This window comes from Pseudomonas sp. HY2-MNA-CIBAN-0224, assembly GCF_040310285.1.
GTDB lineage: Bacteria > Pseudomonadota > Gammaproteobacteria > Pseudomonadales > Pseudomonadaceae > Aquipseudomonas > Aquipseudomonas helleri.
This window is the reverse complement of sequence record NZ_JBEOPQ010000008.1, coordinates 1-14,270: the sequence shown is the minus strand read 5'-3', so window position 1 is coordinate 14,270 and position 14,270 is coordinate 1. Positions and strand designations below refer to the sequence as shown.

The 14,270-nt window shown below is 56.4% G+C and carries 15 protein-coding genes; 7 read left to right on the top strand and 8 right to left on the bottom strand.

What is annotated here, in order from left to right; all coding sequences use genetic code 11:
• The first annotated feature begins 3 nt into the window (after window positions 1–3).
• Complete coding sequence (gene hisA / locus AAEZ03_RS06670; protein ID WP_048388929.1) at window positions 4–741, top strand: 1-(5-phosphoribosyl)-5-[(5-phosphoribosylamino)methylideneamino]imidazole-4-carboxamide isomerase; 738 nt, start codon at window positions 4–6, stop codon at window positions 739–741.
• Between the two features lie 10 nt (window positions 742–751).
• Window positions 752–1,522: an imidazole glycerol phosphate synthase subunit HisF gene (gene hisF, locus AAEZ03_RS06665; protein ID WP_048388931.1), complete on the top strand. Its 771-nt coding sequence runs from the start codon at window positions 752–754 to the stop codon at window positions 1,520–1,522.
• 130 nt (window positions 1,523–1,652) lie between these two features.
• Here the strand turns inward: hisF and AAEZ03_RS06660 are convergent, their stop codons facing one another.
• Window positions 1,653–3,314 (bottom strand): trypsin-like serine peptidase, encoded by a 1,662-nt coding sequence (locus AAEZ03_RS06660; protein ID WP_350577104.1) that lies wholly within the window; start codon window positions 3,312–3,314, stop codon window positions 1,653–1,655.
• Window positions 3,315–3,401: 87 nt separating this feature from the next.
• Window positions 3,402–5,111: a hypothetical protein gene (locus AAEZ03_RS06655; RefSeq protein WP_350577101.1), complete on the bottom strand. Its 1,710-nt coding sequence runs from the start codon at window positions 5,109–5,111 to the stop codon at window positions 3,402–3,404.
• 200 nt (window positions 5,112–5,311) lie between these two features.
• On the opposite strand from AAEZ03_RS06655, the gene AAEZ03_RS06650 reads away from it, so the two are divergent.
• Window positions 5,312–6,067 (top strand): substrate-binding periplasmic protein, encoded by a 756-nt coding sequence (locus AAEZ03_RS06650; RefSeq protein ID WP_273220839.1) that lies wholly within the window; start codon window positions 5,312–5,314, stop codon window positions 6,065–6,067.
• Window positions 6,068–6,137: 70 nt separating this feature from the next.
• On the opposite strand, the gene AAEZ03_RS06645 is transcribed toward AAEZ03_RS06650, so the two are convergent.
• The 4 genes from AAEZ03_RS06645 to gpmI all read right to left on the bottom strand — a co-directional run bounded on the left by AAEZ03_RS06645 (window position 6,138) and on the right by gpmI (window position 11,305).
• The gene (locus AAEZ03_RS06645) at window positions 6,138–6,920 is read right to left on the bottom strand and encodes a divergent polysaccharide deacetylase family protein (RefSeq protein ID WP_273220838.1); all 783 of its coding nucleotides are present in this window, start codon (window positions 6,918–6,920) and stop codon (window positions 6,138–6,140) included.
• Window positions 6,921–6,922: 2 nt separating this feature from the next.
• A complete protein-coding gene (locus tag AAEZ03_RS06640; RefSeq protein ID WP_350577098.1) occupies window positions 6,923–8,236 on the bottom strand; it encodes a S41 family peptidase in 1,314 nt (437 codons plus the stop codon).
• A gap of 36 nt (window positions 8,237–8,272) precedes the next feature.
• Window positions 8,273–9,559, bottom strand: a complete 1,287-nt coding sequence (locus AAEZ03_RS06635) for a murein hydrolase activator EnvC family protein (protein ID WP_048366787.1) — start codon at window positions 9,557–9,559, stop codon at window positions 8,273–8,275.
• Window positions 9,560–9,769: 210 nt separating this feature from the next.
• Complete coding sequence (gene gpmI, locus AAEZ03_RS06630; RefSeq protein ID WP_350577095.1) at window positions 9,770–11,305, bottom strand: 2,3-bisphosphoglycerate-independent phosphoglycerate mutase; 1,536 nt, start codon at window positions 11,303–11,305, stop codon at window positions 9,770–9,772.
• A 147-nt stretch (window positions 11,306–11,452) separates the two neighbouring features.
• Here gpmI and AAEZ03_RS06625 point away from each other — a divergent pair, with 147 nt between their 5' ends.
• From AAEZ03_RS06625 to secB, 3 genes are read left to right on the top strand one after another with little or no spacing between them, the layout of a single operon-like run.
• Window positions 11,453–11,872 carry a rhodanese-like domain-containing protein gene (locus AAEZ03_RS06625; RefSeq protein ID WP_350577092.1) on the top strand — a complete coding sequence of 140 codons (420 nt, stop codon included), beginning with the start codon at window positions 11,453–11,455 and terminating at the stop codon, window positions 11,870–11,872.
• A gap of 2 nt (window positions 11,873–11,874) precedes the next feature.
• Window positions 11,875–12,129 carry a glutaredoxin 3 gene (gene grxC, locus AAEZ03_RS06620; protein WP_048386465.1) on the top strand — a complete coding sequence of 85 codons (255 nt, stop codon included), beginning with the start codon at window positions 11,875–11,877 and terminating at the stop codon, window positions 12,127–12,129.
• Window positions 12,130–12,169: 40 nt separating this feature from the next.
• Window positions 12,170–12,655, top strand: a complete 486-nt coding sequence (secB, locus tag AAEZ03_RS06615) for a protein-export chaperone SecB (protein WP_048366783.1) — start codon at window positions 12,170–12,172, stop codon at window positions 12,653–12,655.
• A 67-nt stretch (window positions 12,656–12,722) separates the two neighbouring features.
• Here secB and trmL read toward each other — a convergent pair whose 3' ends face one another.
• The gene (gene trmL, locus AAEZ03_RS06610) at window positions 12,723–13,178 is read right to left on the bottom strand and encodes a tRNA (uridine(34)/cytosine(34)/5-carboxymethylaminomethyluridine(34)-2'-O)-methyltransferase TrmL (protein WP_048366782.1); all 456 of its coding nucleotides are present in this window, start codon (window positions 13,176–13,178) and stop codon (window positions 12,723–12,725) included.
• On the opposite strand from trmL, the gene AAEZ03_RS06605 reads away from it, so the two are divergent.
• Window positions 13,177–13,614: a hypothetical protein gene (locus tag AAEZ03_RS06605; protein ID WP_350577087.1), complete on the top strand. Its 438-nt coding sequence runs from the start codon at window positions 13,177–13,179 to the stop codon at window positions 13,612–13,614. The genes trmL and AAEZ03_RS06605 overlap by 2 nt on opposite strands.
• 473 nt (window positions 13,615–14,087) lie before the next feature.
• Here AAEZ03_RS06605 and AAEZ03_RS06600 read toward each other — a convergent pair.
• The coding region (locus AAEZ03_RS06600) for a hypothetical protein (protein WP_350577084.1) at window positions 14,088–14,270 on the bottom strand (183 nt) is incomplete at its 5' end.

Sequence of the window (14,270 nt, the reverse complement as noted above, 5' to 3'; positions counted from 1 at the left end):
CAGATGCTGATTATCCCCGCTATCGATCTTAAAGACGGTGCCTGTGTACGTCTGCGCCAAGGCCGTATGGAAGATTCCACGGTGTTCTCCGATGACCCGGTGAGCATGGCCGCCAAATGGGTAGAAGGCGGTTGCCGTCGTCTGCATCTGGTTGACCTGAACGGCGCCTTTGAAGGCCAGCCGGTCAACGGTGAGGTGGTGACTGCCATCGCCAAGCGTTACCCGCACCTGCCGATCCAGATTGGCGGCGGCATTCGCTCGCTGGAAACCATCGAGCACTACGTCAAGGCGGGCGTGAGCTACGTGATTCTGGGCACCAAAGCGGTCAAGAACCCGGAGTTCGTGGCTGAAGCGTGCCGTGCCTTCCCCGGCAAAATCATTGTCGGCATGGATGCACAAGATGGCTTCGTGGCCACTGACGGCTGGGCTGAAGTCAGCACCGTGCAGGTCATCGACCTGGCCAAGCGCTTTGAAGCCGACGGCGTGTCTGCCATCGTTTATACCGACATCGCCAAAGACGGCATGATGCAGGGCTGCAACGTGGAATTCACCGCAGCCTTGGCCGCGGCCACCCGCATCCCGGTGATCGCGTCGGGCGGCATCCACAACCTGGGCGATATCAAAGCCCTGCTGGACGCCAAGGCACCGGGCATCGTGGGCGCCATCACTGGCCGCGCCATCTACGAAGGCACCCTGGATGTCGCCGAAGCGCAAGCCTTCTGCGACAGCTACAAGGGCTGAGGAGAACCGCATGGCGCTGGCCAAACGCATCATCCCTTGCCTGGACGTGGATAACGGCCGGGTTGTGAAGGGCGTTAAATTTGAGAACATCCGCGATGCGGGTGACCCGGTCGAGATCGCCCGTCGCTATGACGAGCAAGGGGCTGACGAGATTACCTTTCTCGACATCACCGCCAGCGTCGATGGCCGCGACACCACGCTGCATACCGTTGAGCGCATGGCCAGCCAGGTGTTTATCCCGCTGACCGTGGGCGGCGGCGTGCGCTGCATTCAAGACATTCGCAACCTGCTCAATGCCGGTGCCGACAAGGTGTCGATCAACACGGCGGCGGTGTTCAACCCGGAGTTTGTGGGCGAAGCTGCGCAGCATTTCGGCTCGCAGTGCATCGTGGTCGCCATTGATGCGAAAAAGGTTTCACAGCCGGGTGAAACCCCGCGTTGGGAAATCTTCACCCACGGCGGGCGCAAGCCGACCGGGCTCGACGCGGTCGAGTGGGCGATGAAGATGGAAGGCTTGGGCGCCGGTGAGATCCTGCTGACCAGCATGGATCAGGACGGCATGAAAAGCGGCTTTGACCTGGGCGTGACCCGTGCCATCAGCGACGCGCTGGGCATTCCGGTCATCGCCTCCGGGGGCGTCGGCAACCTGCAGCACTTGGCTGACGGCATCCTGGAAGGCCACGCCAGCGCCGTACTGGCCGCGAGCATTTTCCACTTCGGCGAATACACCGTGCCAGAAGCCAAGGCCTATATGGCCGAGCGCGGGATTGTGGTGCGCTAAAGAAGCGGCGAATCAGCCGCAAGGGCTGAATTGGGCACGTGCTTAAATGCTTTGGCTCAATCCATGACGGTAACGGTCATGGATTGAGCCTGACGAGTGACTTGCACAGCTTAAGACTAAGCGAACTCACTCACAGGGGTTTGATGACATAAGTGAGTGGAGTCATTGCAATATTCTCGCGGTTGTACGAGATCGTACACACTTTGATGGCATGGTCTTTGACAGTGATATTGATCTTGACGGTTTGACCAAACCACGACGCTTCTGTGGGGTTGGTGGGTGGAATCATCAGGGTTGAATATTCTGGTAAATTGACGCCGACCAAATCAGGGTATTGATCTCCGACCGGTAAACGGTAGCCGTCATAGCCAATCGGAAATAAAGTTATATACCCCTGTAAGTCGGTGCAATCCAGTTCGTCATAATGACCGTACTTATAAACAATACGCTCAAAGAAGGGGGATATGTGTGTAAATGAAATTGAGTACTTATCGCTGTTGGTTGATTGTCTGTGTACGTAGTCTGCAGGGGTGATGTTGGCCGTGGAAGCATAGCGATCAGTCGCCATGATTTTTGCATTGTTTAGCTGGACGGCTGTGAGTGCGCTGTCTGCTTCGGGCTGGCCGATAATACATAGAAAGTGCATGCCCACCCTGTTATCAACCTTTAAGTTGATGATGGCGCTAACTGATGAGGTTTGGGCGCTGTAGCCGTGGCCCGTTTGGCACGCCGCAAGGTTATGGGTGTATTTGTAACGATAAAAGGGAGTTTTCACTGTAAAGGGAATATTAAAGGTGTCGGGCTCAGGCGCCTTGTCAGTGGCTACTTTTTCCAGCAGGCGTGCAGGGAGTTGTTGCCCATGATCGAACACGATTGATAGCCGATTATTCAGGTCGCAATTCAAGGCATCCGCGTCGAGCTCACCCTGTGAAAAACAGGTGTTAAGAAAAGACACTGGAGCGGAGTAGTGAGTATTCGCACTCCAGTGAGACTCTCCCTCTTTGATTTCACAGGGAGCCAGGTCAAGACACTTTTCATTGCCGTTCTTTGCGTAGGTGCTTGCCACGGTCACGCTGATCAATTCGTTGCTTGCTTTATTGAGAACGGGGCCGCCACGCCCGCCGTGTGTGATATCTGCGCAGTTATTTGCCAGGACGTTCGTGTTCACCCAAGGCGCGCTGGCAATCGCCACAGCTGGCAATTGTGTGCATTGGGAAGCTGAGAGGTGACTTCTTTTCGGAATGCCAAATGCAATGATCTCTGTGCCGGAGGGTGGTGTTGTCGGTGCAATTTTTAATGGATGTACACCGGCCCTTATGAGTTGAGATAAAGGCGCTTTCAACTCAATTAATGCGATATCCAGGTTGAGGTCGCTTTGCCAGGCAATTTTTTTGAATGCGTAGCTTTTAGTCTGTCCAAGCTTGTTTTCGAAGTTGTTGAAGTGAACCATGCCTACCGCGTGAACATTGCGCTGAATGCCCCCGTAATAAGAATATTCCCCGGCACTGTCAGTATTTAAACAACGTTGTGAGGTGATGATATACGCGGGCGCACTGTCAGAATATGCAGCCGTATTTCGTGTGTCGATCAACGTCGCTGTGCAGTAAGAATTTCTTGAACTTCGTAGACGACCAATTCCGGTCCAAAGGGTCGATGGATGGCCAGGTACGTCAGAAAGATTAACCAGATCCGCGAGCGAGTGCTTTGTGTCAGAGGGCGATGTGTCGGCTATTGCATTTAATGCGAGTGTGCTGAGTATTGTCAGTAATAGAAAGCTTGAAGTGATGTTCATGGGCGTCCCTTGAAAATAATAGTCAGGTCATTTATTTGCTATTGGCCCGCAGCGTTGAGCGTCCAGGCGTGTTGGAGTAGTTAGAAGTTACAGCTGTTTTAATACATGGACGTAAGGGGGGGAGGGCATGTTTTCTTGGTTATAGACGATGGTGCATAATTTTACAGTGTCGTCATTGTGTCCAAGTTTCTTGTGGCTGCGCACACCGCCCAGGTGACCCATGATCCGTTTTGAGGCATCAGAACTTAAATCAACTTCGCTGTAAAGGTAGGTATCTACAGTGCCAGAGGCCAGTAAGTTGGCGATCCATAAATCCATGTCGACGACGGCTTCATAGCCTTCAGGGTCTAAGCAGTCGGTCGATGCATAAGGCCCATACTTATATTCGTAATGTTCGCTGAACGGTGAGACGTGATCCCAGAATACGCTGTGCTTAGTCGTATCAATAAATGATAAATCTTCCCAGTAGATGCCGACTTTGCTGTTGTAAGACTGTAAGCCATGCAGGGGGTTGTCGTTATATCTAGTCTGTAACTTCGGTTCAAAGATCTGGGTGGCTTTGAAGCGTTCCAGCGCTATTATTTCTTTGGACGTGACTTGTCCTAACGATATGTTTGGGGCACTCAATCCGAGCACGCACAACAGGTGTATGCCTGGCGTATTGTCGAGTTCAAGTATGAGGGGGATTTTTTTTGTGTCTAGCGGATCGCTATAACCCGCACCCGAATTACAGGCATTTACATCATGGCTGTATTTGTAGCGGTAGAAAGGTACGTCATCATTGAGCTTCACTTCGATTTTTTCAGTCGCGACGACGGTGTTGGTGTTCACTCTTTCCAGTAGGCGGGCCGGAAAACTGTGCGGATCTTTGAATAATGAGGCGGCCTGATTTTTCAGGCTGCAATTGGGCGAGTCATGGGCGAATAGACCGCCTGTGAAACATTGATTGAGAAATGAGACAGGAAGGGCGTAGTGAGTATCTGCACTCCAGAGGGAGGCCTTGTCTTTGATTTCACAAGGCGAAAGCGCTTGGCATTTATTGACGCTGTCAGTGCCATGGGTGCTTACAACAATCAGACTGATCAACTCGTTGTGGTCCTTGTCCAGAACCGCGGCTCCTCGTCCGCCTTCTGTAAGGGCTGTGCAGTGGTTGGGCAGCATTTGAGTGCTGACCCAAGGGTGGCTTAAGACATCGACACGGGGCAGTTGTGTACAAGACGTGGCGTATAGATTGCTGGTGTGCGCAATACCCAAGGTGAGGATTTCGGTACCCGCAGGAGGCGTAGCGGAGGCAATGGTTAATGGCTGAACGCCTGCTTTCATCAGGTTCGACAGGGTGTCGTTCAATTCGATAATCGCCAGGTTCAAACCTCCGTCACTTTGCCAGGCGATGCTTTTAAATGCGTATTTTTTAGTATGGCCGAGTGTATTTTCAAAGTTGTTGAAATAGACGTTGCCCTCAATGGGGGCGTTCTTTTGTACACCACCGTCATACGTATAGTTGCCTGCGTTGCTGCTGTTTAAGCAGCGCTGCGAAGTGATGATATAGGCCGGTGATGTGTCTGAAGGTTGCTCTTTGTCACGTGTATCGATCAGGCTGGCGGTACAGTAAGACGCGCGGGGGCCTCGAAGTCGGCCAATGCCTGTCCATGTATGGGACAGGTGGGCGGGGTTGTCTGAGAGTTGAACAAGCCCGCTGGCAATGGTGTGGGCGGAGTGTTCGAAAGTTTCAGCATACACGTTGGACGTTACGCTTATTAACGCTATTGATAGAAAGCGAATAGTTAAAGTATTCATGGGCAATCCCTACTCTATATATGAGTGTTTTATAAAGACGGGAAGCAGTAGGTCATAGGGCAGCGCTTGTGAGGGAGTAGTTATATAGCGCCTTTTAAAATAGTTAGTGCAGGTGTGTAACGTTGCGTTAGCCAAACGCGTGCTGGACAGCTTGACGAGACCACGGCACTCTTGTCACACCATGGATTTGGGTAAACGTTATGTTTAAGCGTCTTTGTCTCTTGCTTGCCAGTTGCACGATGTTGCTGGTGAGTAGCGTGTTTGCAGCCCCGTCCGAGCGGCCATCGCTGGTGCTGCTGACTGAAAATTTCCCGCCTTACAACATGGCCAAAAACGGCAAGAATTTTGCGCAGAACCAGAATCTTGAAGGCATTGCCGTCGATATTCTGCGTGAAACGTTCGAGCGTGCAGGCGTCGACTACAGCATGACCTTGCGCTTCCCTTGGCAGCGTATCTACAACCTGGCGATGGATAATCCCAATTACGGCGTGTTTGTGACGGCGCGGGTGCCTGAGCGTGAACACCTGTTCAAGTGGGTCGGCCCGCTTGGCCCGGACGACTGGGTGCTGCTGGCGCGGGCCAATAGCCCCATTCAGCTGACCACGCTTGAGCAAGCGCGGGCCTATCGAATAGGCGCTTACAAGGACGATGTGATCGCCATGTTCCTGGAGAAGCAGGGCTACGCGCCGGTGATTGTGTTACGCGACCAGGACAACGCCAGAAAGCTGCAGGCCGGTCACATCGACCTGTGGGCCACGGGTGATCCGGCGGGGCAGTTTTTGGCCCGACAAGTGGGTATTTCAGGGTTCAAGACGGTGCTGCGGTTTAATCAGGCTGAGCTGTTTCTGGCGTTGAACAAGCAAGTGCCCGATGCCGTGGTGAGCAAATTGCAAGCCGCGCTGGATGAGCTCAAGGCCGAAGGCGAACTGGACAAAATCCGCGCCCGCTACCTCTGACCCAACCCTTGCCTCTCGATCTTTTGATCTTTAAAAAGATCGCGAGGCAAGCTCGCTCCTACAGAGTGTTTCAACGATAAATCCCATTCTTGCCATGCGCGTCCATCGCCTGATTGCTGCGCACGCCGATCATTTGTTTGATGTCGATCCAGTCGATGCCCTGGGCTTTGAGCGTGGGCAGTTCGCGTTCGAGCACGGCGAGGGTTTGCGGGTAGGGGTGGCCGATCATGACCACCGAGCCGTGGCTGCGTGCGTGTTTGATCGCGGTGTTGAGCTGCTGGGTGATGGCGTCTTCGGTGCGTACGTTGTCCAGGAACACGTCCCGCGACACGCTGGCCAGGCCGATTTTTTGCGCCTCGGCCGCGGCAACCGTTTTGGCGCTGGTGCGGCTGTCGACGAAGAATTTGTGCCGCTGTTGCAACTCGCCCATCAACCAGGCCATCGCCTGCGGCTGAGCGGTCATGCGGCTGCCTTCATGGTTGTTGATGCCGCTGGTGTAGGGCACGGCCTTGAATGCCGCATCGAGGCGTTTGGCCAGTTCCTCCAGCGGCAGGTCAGGGTGCCAGGCAAACGGCCCCGTGGCCGGGTCCATTGGCATATGCAGAATGACGATTTTGCCCGCCTTGTGCGCCTCGCGGGCAAATTCAGCGGCGTGCGGAGTGTCGGGCATGATTGCCGTGGTCACCGGCCCCGGAAAGGCCAGTACACGCCGATCACGGGGCAGGTTTTGCCCCAGGTCGTCGATGATCAGGGTCAGGTACGCCTTGCGCGGTGCCTCGGGGGCGTTGGCAGGCGCCGCGTGGGCGGCGCCGCTCAGGCAGCAGAGCAGGGCGATGACAGACCAGAAGCGCACCCTTAATTGCCGCGCGTGATGCTCAAGCCTTTGAGCAGGCTCAAGGCCTGGCTCAACTGGTAGTCATCGTCTTGCGGCATGGGTTTGGCTTTGGTACCGGAGCCAGTCGGTTTGTCTGCACCGCCGTTGCCGTTGCCGAGGTGACCTTGCAGGTCGGCCTCTTTGTAGTACTCGTTGTCTTGCTCGCGGGTGATCTTGGCGCGGTTGACTTCGATGTCCGGTACGATGCCCTGGGCCTGAATCGAGCGCCCGTTCGGGGTGTAGTACAGCGCAGTGGTTATCTTCAGTGCGCGGTCGTTGTTCAGTGGCAAGACGGTCTGCACCGAGCCTTTGCCGAAGCTTGGCGTGCCCATGACCACGCCACGCTTTTGATCCTGCAGGGCACCGGCGACGATTTCGGATGCCGAGGCGCTGCCGCCGTTGATCAGCACCACCAGCGGCACAGCTTCGCTCAAGTCTTTGCCGGTGGCCGAGAAGCGCAGTTCGGAGTTTGGCAGGCGGCCTTTGGTGTACACGATCAGGCCTTTTTTGATGAAGTGGTCGACCACTTCAACGGCTGATTGCAGCACGCCGCCCGGGTTGTTACGCAGGTCAAGGATGATGCCCTTGAGCTTCTTGTTGCCGTTTTCTTTGCGCAGTTTGGCCAGCGCCGCAGCGACTTCTTCGCCGGTCTTGACCTGGAACTGGGTAATGCGGATATAGCCGTAGCCGTCTTCGAGCAGTTGTGCCTTGACGCTCTTGACCTGGATATTGGCGCGGGTCAGCGTCACGTCGAACGGCGCACCGCCACCGCGAACCAGGGTCAGGGTGATTTTCTGGCCGACCTTGCCGCGCATTTTGTCCACGGCTTCGGTCATGGTCAGGCCGTTGGTAGGCTGGCCATTGATCTTGACGATAAAGTCGCCCGCCTGGATACCGGCCTTGCTGGCAGGGGTGTCATCGATCGGCGAGACGATTTTGATATTGCCGTCTTCCGAACCGACTTCGATGCCCAGGCCACCGAACTCGCCGCTGGTGCTTTCTTGCAGCTCGGCGAAGTCTTCGGGGCCCAGATACGCAGAGTGCGGGTCAAGGTTGCTGAGCATGCCCTTGATGGCGTTCTCCAGCAGGGTCTTGTCGTCTACCGGTTCAACATACGCGGCCTTGATGCGGTCCATGACCTCGGCAAATGTACGCAGCTCTTCCAGCGGCAGCGGTGCCTTGGCGCTGGCAGTGGCCGCAGGCTGAGCGACTGGCTGGGCAGCAAACACCAGGGGTGATCCAATCACCAGAGCGATCGTCAGGGCCAGCGAGTTGAGGCGGGACAAGTGCGGCATGTTGAACGAACTCCTACGTATTAAAGGTGATGGCACTCATCCTTGAGTGCGGCACCATTGTGCAGGGTCGCTGGGGCGGCCCTGCTGACGAATAGCAAAGTACAGCGCTGGTGTGGCTTGCCCACCGCTGTTGCCCACGGTGGAGATCACATCGCCAGCTTTTACAATGTCTCCAGCAGACTTAAGCAGGGTCTGATTGTGGCCATACAAGCTTAAGTAACCGTTACCGTGGTCCAGAATGACCAGTTGCCCGGCGCCGCGCAGCCAGTCGGCAAACACCACCCGACCGCCGTGCACCGCGTGCACCTGGGTGCCCGCATTGGCGCTGATCATCACCCCGTCCCACTTGGCACGGGCGTCATCGCCACGGCTTTCACCGAAGCGGGCAAGCAATCGACCATCAACCGGCCAAGGAAGTTTGCCCCGTGCCTGAGAAAAAGGTCCGCCATAAGAGACGCCCGCACTTGAAACCAAGGCACCTGGGGTGGACTTGACCACTTTGCGCGGGGCGTCGGTAGCCACCGATTCAGCCTCACGCTGGCGTTTCTTTTCGGCTTCTTGCTGCGCGATCAGAGCTTTTTGCCGCGCCTCTTCGGCTTCGCGGGCCTGACGGGCGAGGGTTTCTTCAATGGTCTTGAGGACTTTAGCCAGATCTGCCTGATCCTGCTCGCGAGCTTGTAACTTTTGATCGCGGTTTTTGACGTCGGCGTTGATCTTGGCCAGCACTTGCTGGCGGTCAGCGCGGACTTTGTCGAGTTCGGCGCGCTGGCTGTCCAGGCTGCTTTTTTGTGTCAGCAGTTGTGCTTGTTGGGTGTTGATGTCGGATTCGACATTGGCCAACTGGCGCAGGGTTTCGTTAAACCCTTTGAGCTGGGCCAGACGGGCCTGGCTCAGGTAATCGTAATAGGTGAGGGTTCTGGCGAACTTCTCGGGGTTCTGCTGGTTAAGCAGCAGTTTGAGGTATTCCTGACGGCCACCTTGATACGCGGCCCGGGCTTGAATGGCGATCAGACGTTGCTGTTCAACTTTTGCGCTGTTGAGTTTTTTCTTCTCACTATCAAGGCGCAGCAACTCGCCTTCACTCTTTTTTAGTTCTTGTTGCAGGGCCTCCACCTGCTTTTCCAGCTTGCCGATTTCAGTTTCGGTGCTGCGCAGGTCTTTTTGTGCTCCGGATTTTTCTTCCTGGAGCTTGCCGAGGAGCTTTTTCAGCTCGCCGATGTCCTGACGCGTGGCTTCCAGCTGCTGTTGAGTTTGCGCGCGCTCGTCGGCAAACGCCGGTTGGAGCAGGCATGTGAGGGTCAGAGCTATAAGGGCGCGAAGCATGGGGCGGGCGACACCTGGAGGAACGGGACGGCCTAGTATGCCCGCCAACGTTGTCTATAAGGAATGGATGAAGGTGAAATTGTGGCCTGAATCCAGTGTGTTGAGGACGTTGTAGCCGCTGCCGCAGGCTGCGATAAGGGCCGAAGGCCCTTTAATAAAGCAGGGCCGCTGCGCGCCCCATCGCAGCCTGCGGCAGCGGCTACAGGGTGCTTAGGCGTCGACCAGGATGCTGGTGCCGGTCATTTCTTTGGGCTGTGGTAGCCCCAACAGCTTGAGCATGGTCGGTGCGACGTCAGCCAATACACCGCCCTCGCGGACTTTGAGTGAGCGCTTGCCGACATAGATGAACGGTACGGGTTCGCAGGTGTGGGCGGTGTGCGCCTGACCAGTAGACTCGTCTTCCATCTGTTCAACGTTGCCGTGGTCAGCGGTGATCAGCGCTTCGCCGCCCACTTTGTCCAGCGCTTCAACGATACGGCCCACGCAGGCGTCCAGGCATTCAACGGCTTTGACGGCGGCGTCGAACACACCGCTGTGGCCGACCATGTCGCCGTTGGCGTAGTTGACCACGATCACGTCGTAACGCTGGTGCTCGATGGCATCGACGATTTTGTCGGTGACTTCAGGCGCGCTCATTTCTGGTTGCAGGTCGTAGGTCGCGACTTTCGGCGACGGCACCAAAATGCGCTCTTCACCCGGGAACGGTTCTTCGCGGCCACCCGAGAAGAAGAACGTCACGTGGGCGTATTTTTCGGTTTCGGCAATGCGCAGCTGGGTCTTGCCGTTTTTTGCCAGGTAATCGCCGAGCACGTTTTCCAGGCTGCCCGGTGCGAAAGCGCTCGGGGCCGGGATGCTGGCCGCGTATTGGGTCAGCATGACGAAGCCGGCCAGTTTCGGCTGGCGTGCACGTTCGAATTCCTTGAAGCCGTCTTCCACAAACGCGCGGGTCAGCTCACGGGCGCGGTCGGCACGGAAGTTCATGAAGACCACGGCGTCGCCGTCTTCAACGGTCACTGGTTCACCAATGGTGGTGGCTTTGACGAACTCATCGCTCTCGCCACGGGCATACGCGGCTTCAAGGCCTTGTTGCGCGGTGGCAGCGTTGAACTCGCCTTTGCCGTCGACGATCAGGTTGTAGGCTTGCGCCACGCGGTCCCAACGGTTGTCGCGGTCCATGGCGAAGTAACGGCCAATCAGGCTGGCGATACGGCCTTTGCCGAGGGTTTTGAAGGCCTCGTCCAGCAGCTCGATCGACGATGCAGCGCTTTTAGGCGGCGTGTCGCGGCCATCCAGGAAGGCGTGCAGGTAGATTTTTTCAGCGCCGCGTTTAACGGCCAGCTCGGCCATCGCGACCAAGTGGTCCTGGTGGCTGTGAACACCGCCATCCGACAGCAGGCCCATGATGTGCACGGCTTTGCCCGCGCCAACGGCTTTGTCTACCGCTGCGCAAATGGTCGGGTTCTCGAAGAACTCGCCGTCGCGGATCGACTTGGTGACGCGGGTGAAATCCTGATAAACCACGCGCCCGGCGCCGAGGTTCATGTGGCCGACCTCGGAGTTACCCATTTGGCCGTCCGGCAGCCCCACATCCATGCCCGAACCTGAGATCAGGCCGTTTGGCATGCTGGCGGTAAGGCGATCAAGCACAGGTTTTTTGGCTGAATAGACGGCGTTGTAATCGTGACTTTCACTGTGACCGAAGCCATCCAGGATGATCAGGATCAGAGGTTTAGGCGTGGTAGTCATAGATCCCACTCGTGGCGTGGTTAATAGAAGTATCAAGAAGATGCGCAGTTTAAAGCGAAGTTCATGTGGCGTCACCGCCGGGCGGGGTTTGGCGGGCCATGGTGCCTGTGTATACTGGCCCACATTTTCACGCCCTGGAACCTTCTGATGGTTGATCACCTGATTGCATTTGCCACTTCTCACTACCTGCTTGTAGGCGCGTTTGTCATCTTGTTGGCGTTGTTGATCGCCCATGAGGTGAGCCGCGGCGGCCGCAGCGTCAGCACCGGCGAACTGACCGGTCTGGTCAATCGCGACGAAGGCGTGGTGATTGATATTCGCCCGGCCAAAGACTTTGCTGCCGGCCACATTGTGGGTGCGCTGAACATTCCGCAAGACAAACTGATGGCGCGCATTGCCGAACTGGACAAGCACAAGGGCAAGGGCAAGACCCTGATCCTGGTGGATGCGGCTGGCCAGCACTCCGGCACGCACGCACGCGAACTGCTTAAAGCCGGCTACAACGCCGCCAAGCTGTCCGGCGGTATTGCGACCTGGCGTGCAGATAACCTCCCAGTGGTGAAGTAACTATGTCCAAGGTCATCGTATATTCCAGCGACTATTGCCCTTACTGCATGCGAGCCAAGGCTTTGCTGGAGAAAAAGGGTGTTGCCTTCGAAGAAATCAAAGTCGACGGCAAGCCTCAAGTTCGTGCAGAAATGACCCAAAAAGCAGGTCGTACCTCCGTTCCGCAAATTTGGATCGGCGACCGGCATGTGGGTGGATGCGATGACCTGTTTGCGCTCGAACGCGCAGGTAAATTGGATGCGCTGCTGAACGTCTGACTCTCATTCTCTAAAGCCCCAAGATGATCAAGGATCTGTGATGACTGACCAACAGAACACCGCTGCTGTTAGCGACGAAGACACTGCTCCACAATTCTCCCTGCAGCGTATTTACGTACGTGACCTGTCGTTTGAAGCGCCGAAAAGCCCGGCCATCTTCCGTCAGCAGTGGGAGCCGAGCGTTGCTTTGGACCTCAACACCCGTCAAAAGCCACTGGAAGGCGACTTCTTTGAAGTGGTTCTGACCTTGTCGGTCACCGTGAAAAACGCTGAAGAAGTGGCGTTTATTGCTGAAGTTCAGCAGGCTGGCATCTTCCTGATCAAAAACCTTGATCAAGCGTCGATGAGCCACACCCTGGGCGCGTTCTGCCCGAACCTGCTGTTCCCGTATGCCCGCGAAACTCTGGACAGCCTGGTTGTTCGTGGTTCGTTCCCGGCGTTGATGCTCGCTCCGGTGAACTTCGATGCTCTGTACGCTCAAGAGCTGCAGCGCATGCAAGAAGAAGGCAGCGCGACTGTTCAGTAAACAGCGCCCCGCCCATAAAAAAAGCGCCTGAATGGCGCTTTTTTTATGGGTAACGTTGTATCCGCGGCTACTTAAACCCCAACTGGCGCCAGGCTTCGTAAACGGCCACAGCCACGGTGTTGGACAGGTTCAGGCTGCGGCAGCCTTCGCGCATGGGCAGGCGCAGGCGGTGATCGCTGTCTTGCGCGTCGAGCACCTCTGGCGGCAGGCCACGGCTTTCAGGGCCGAAGATAAAGGCATCGCCTTCAGCAAACTGCACATCGTGGAACGGCCGCGAGCCTTTAGTGGTAAAAGCGAACAGGCGCGGATGGCCCAGGCTTTCCAGGCAACTGGCCAGGTCGGCATGGCGCTTGAGCGGCGCGTATTCGTGATAATCCAGGCCTGCCCGGCGCAAGCGCTTGTCGTCCAGCTCAAAACCGATAGGCTCGATCAAGTGCAGGTGGCAGCCGCTGTTGGCGCAGAGCCTGATAATGTTGCCGGTATTCGGCGGAATTTCTGGTTGAAAAAGGATGACGTGAAACATGCACGGCTCCGAATATAAAGATGGGCAGCATTCTACGCCTGATGAGGACCCAAGGCCGAAACTATGGCCACGGGTTTTAGGTTCTTTGGCGATAGTCGGTGTGATGGTCGGGATGATGATCGGCCGTTTGACGATGCCTGAGCCGACTGAGCTGCAGCAGATAGAGGTCCAGCCGCAGGGTTTAGTGGTGTGGTTTAACCACGAGCCCAAGCTGCACGGCGAATGGGTAGACGGCACCCTCGGGCTGTTATTCGTGGCCAAGGGCCAGCCGCAAAACGGCCAGCTTAAGGTGAACGGTAGGGATGTGAACTGGCGGGTGAGTCGCACCGATGCGGGTGTGATGCTGACCCTGGTGGCGGCCCGCGCCTTGAAGGGCGACTGGGCCGGTGCGCCGCAGGATGGGCGCTGGCGGCTGCAGGTGAACCTGCAAGAGTAATAAAAGAGGGAGTCCCGGCCTGCCTGTACCAGGCTCCCCAAAAGCGTTGAACGCGTTGATGCGGGTGGCATCAAGGCTGCGGTGTAAAAGAAGGGAGTCCCGGCCTGCCTGTACCGGGTTCCCTAAAAGCGTTGTGCGCGTTGATGCAGATGGCATCAAGGCTGCGGTGTAAAAGTGGGGAGTCCTGGCCTGCCTGTACCAAGGTCCCCTAAACCAGTGTTGCTTAGGTAACAGGGTTATTGCAGGGCGCGTGCCAGTTTTGTTTTTTGGCTGTTATTTTCTTTGCATAGACACAAAAGCCCCGTAATCCGGGGCTTTTGTGTGTGGGGCGGGTGTGTTGAGCGCAGCAGGTCAGAGGCGTTGGGATGTGCAGTGCACAGAAGTGGGGCGAGATGCATACCAGTGGTGCGGTGTTCAAAAACGTGTAGGAGCGAGCTTGCTCGCGATCTGTTGATCTTGGTCTAAGAGCCCCCTCACCCTAGCCCTCTCCCGAAGGAGAGGGAACCGATTGGGGGATGCTGAAGATACTCGGTGGCCTGTTTGCTGCGCGACAGCGCAGCGTCGAAGACGGGGCGGCCCCTCCTATCAAACATGAAATAAGTGATTGATTCTAAAGGCCCTGTAGGAGCGAGCTTGCTCGCGATCTGTTGATCTTG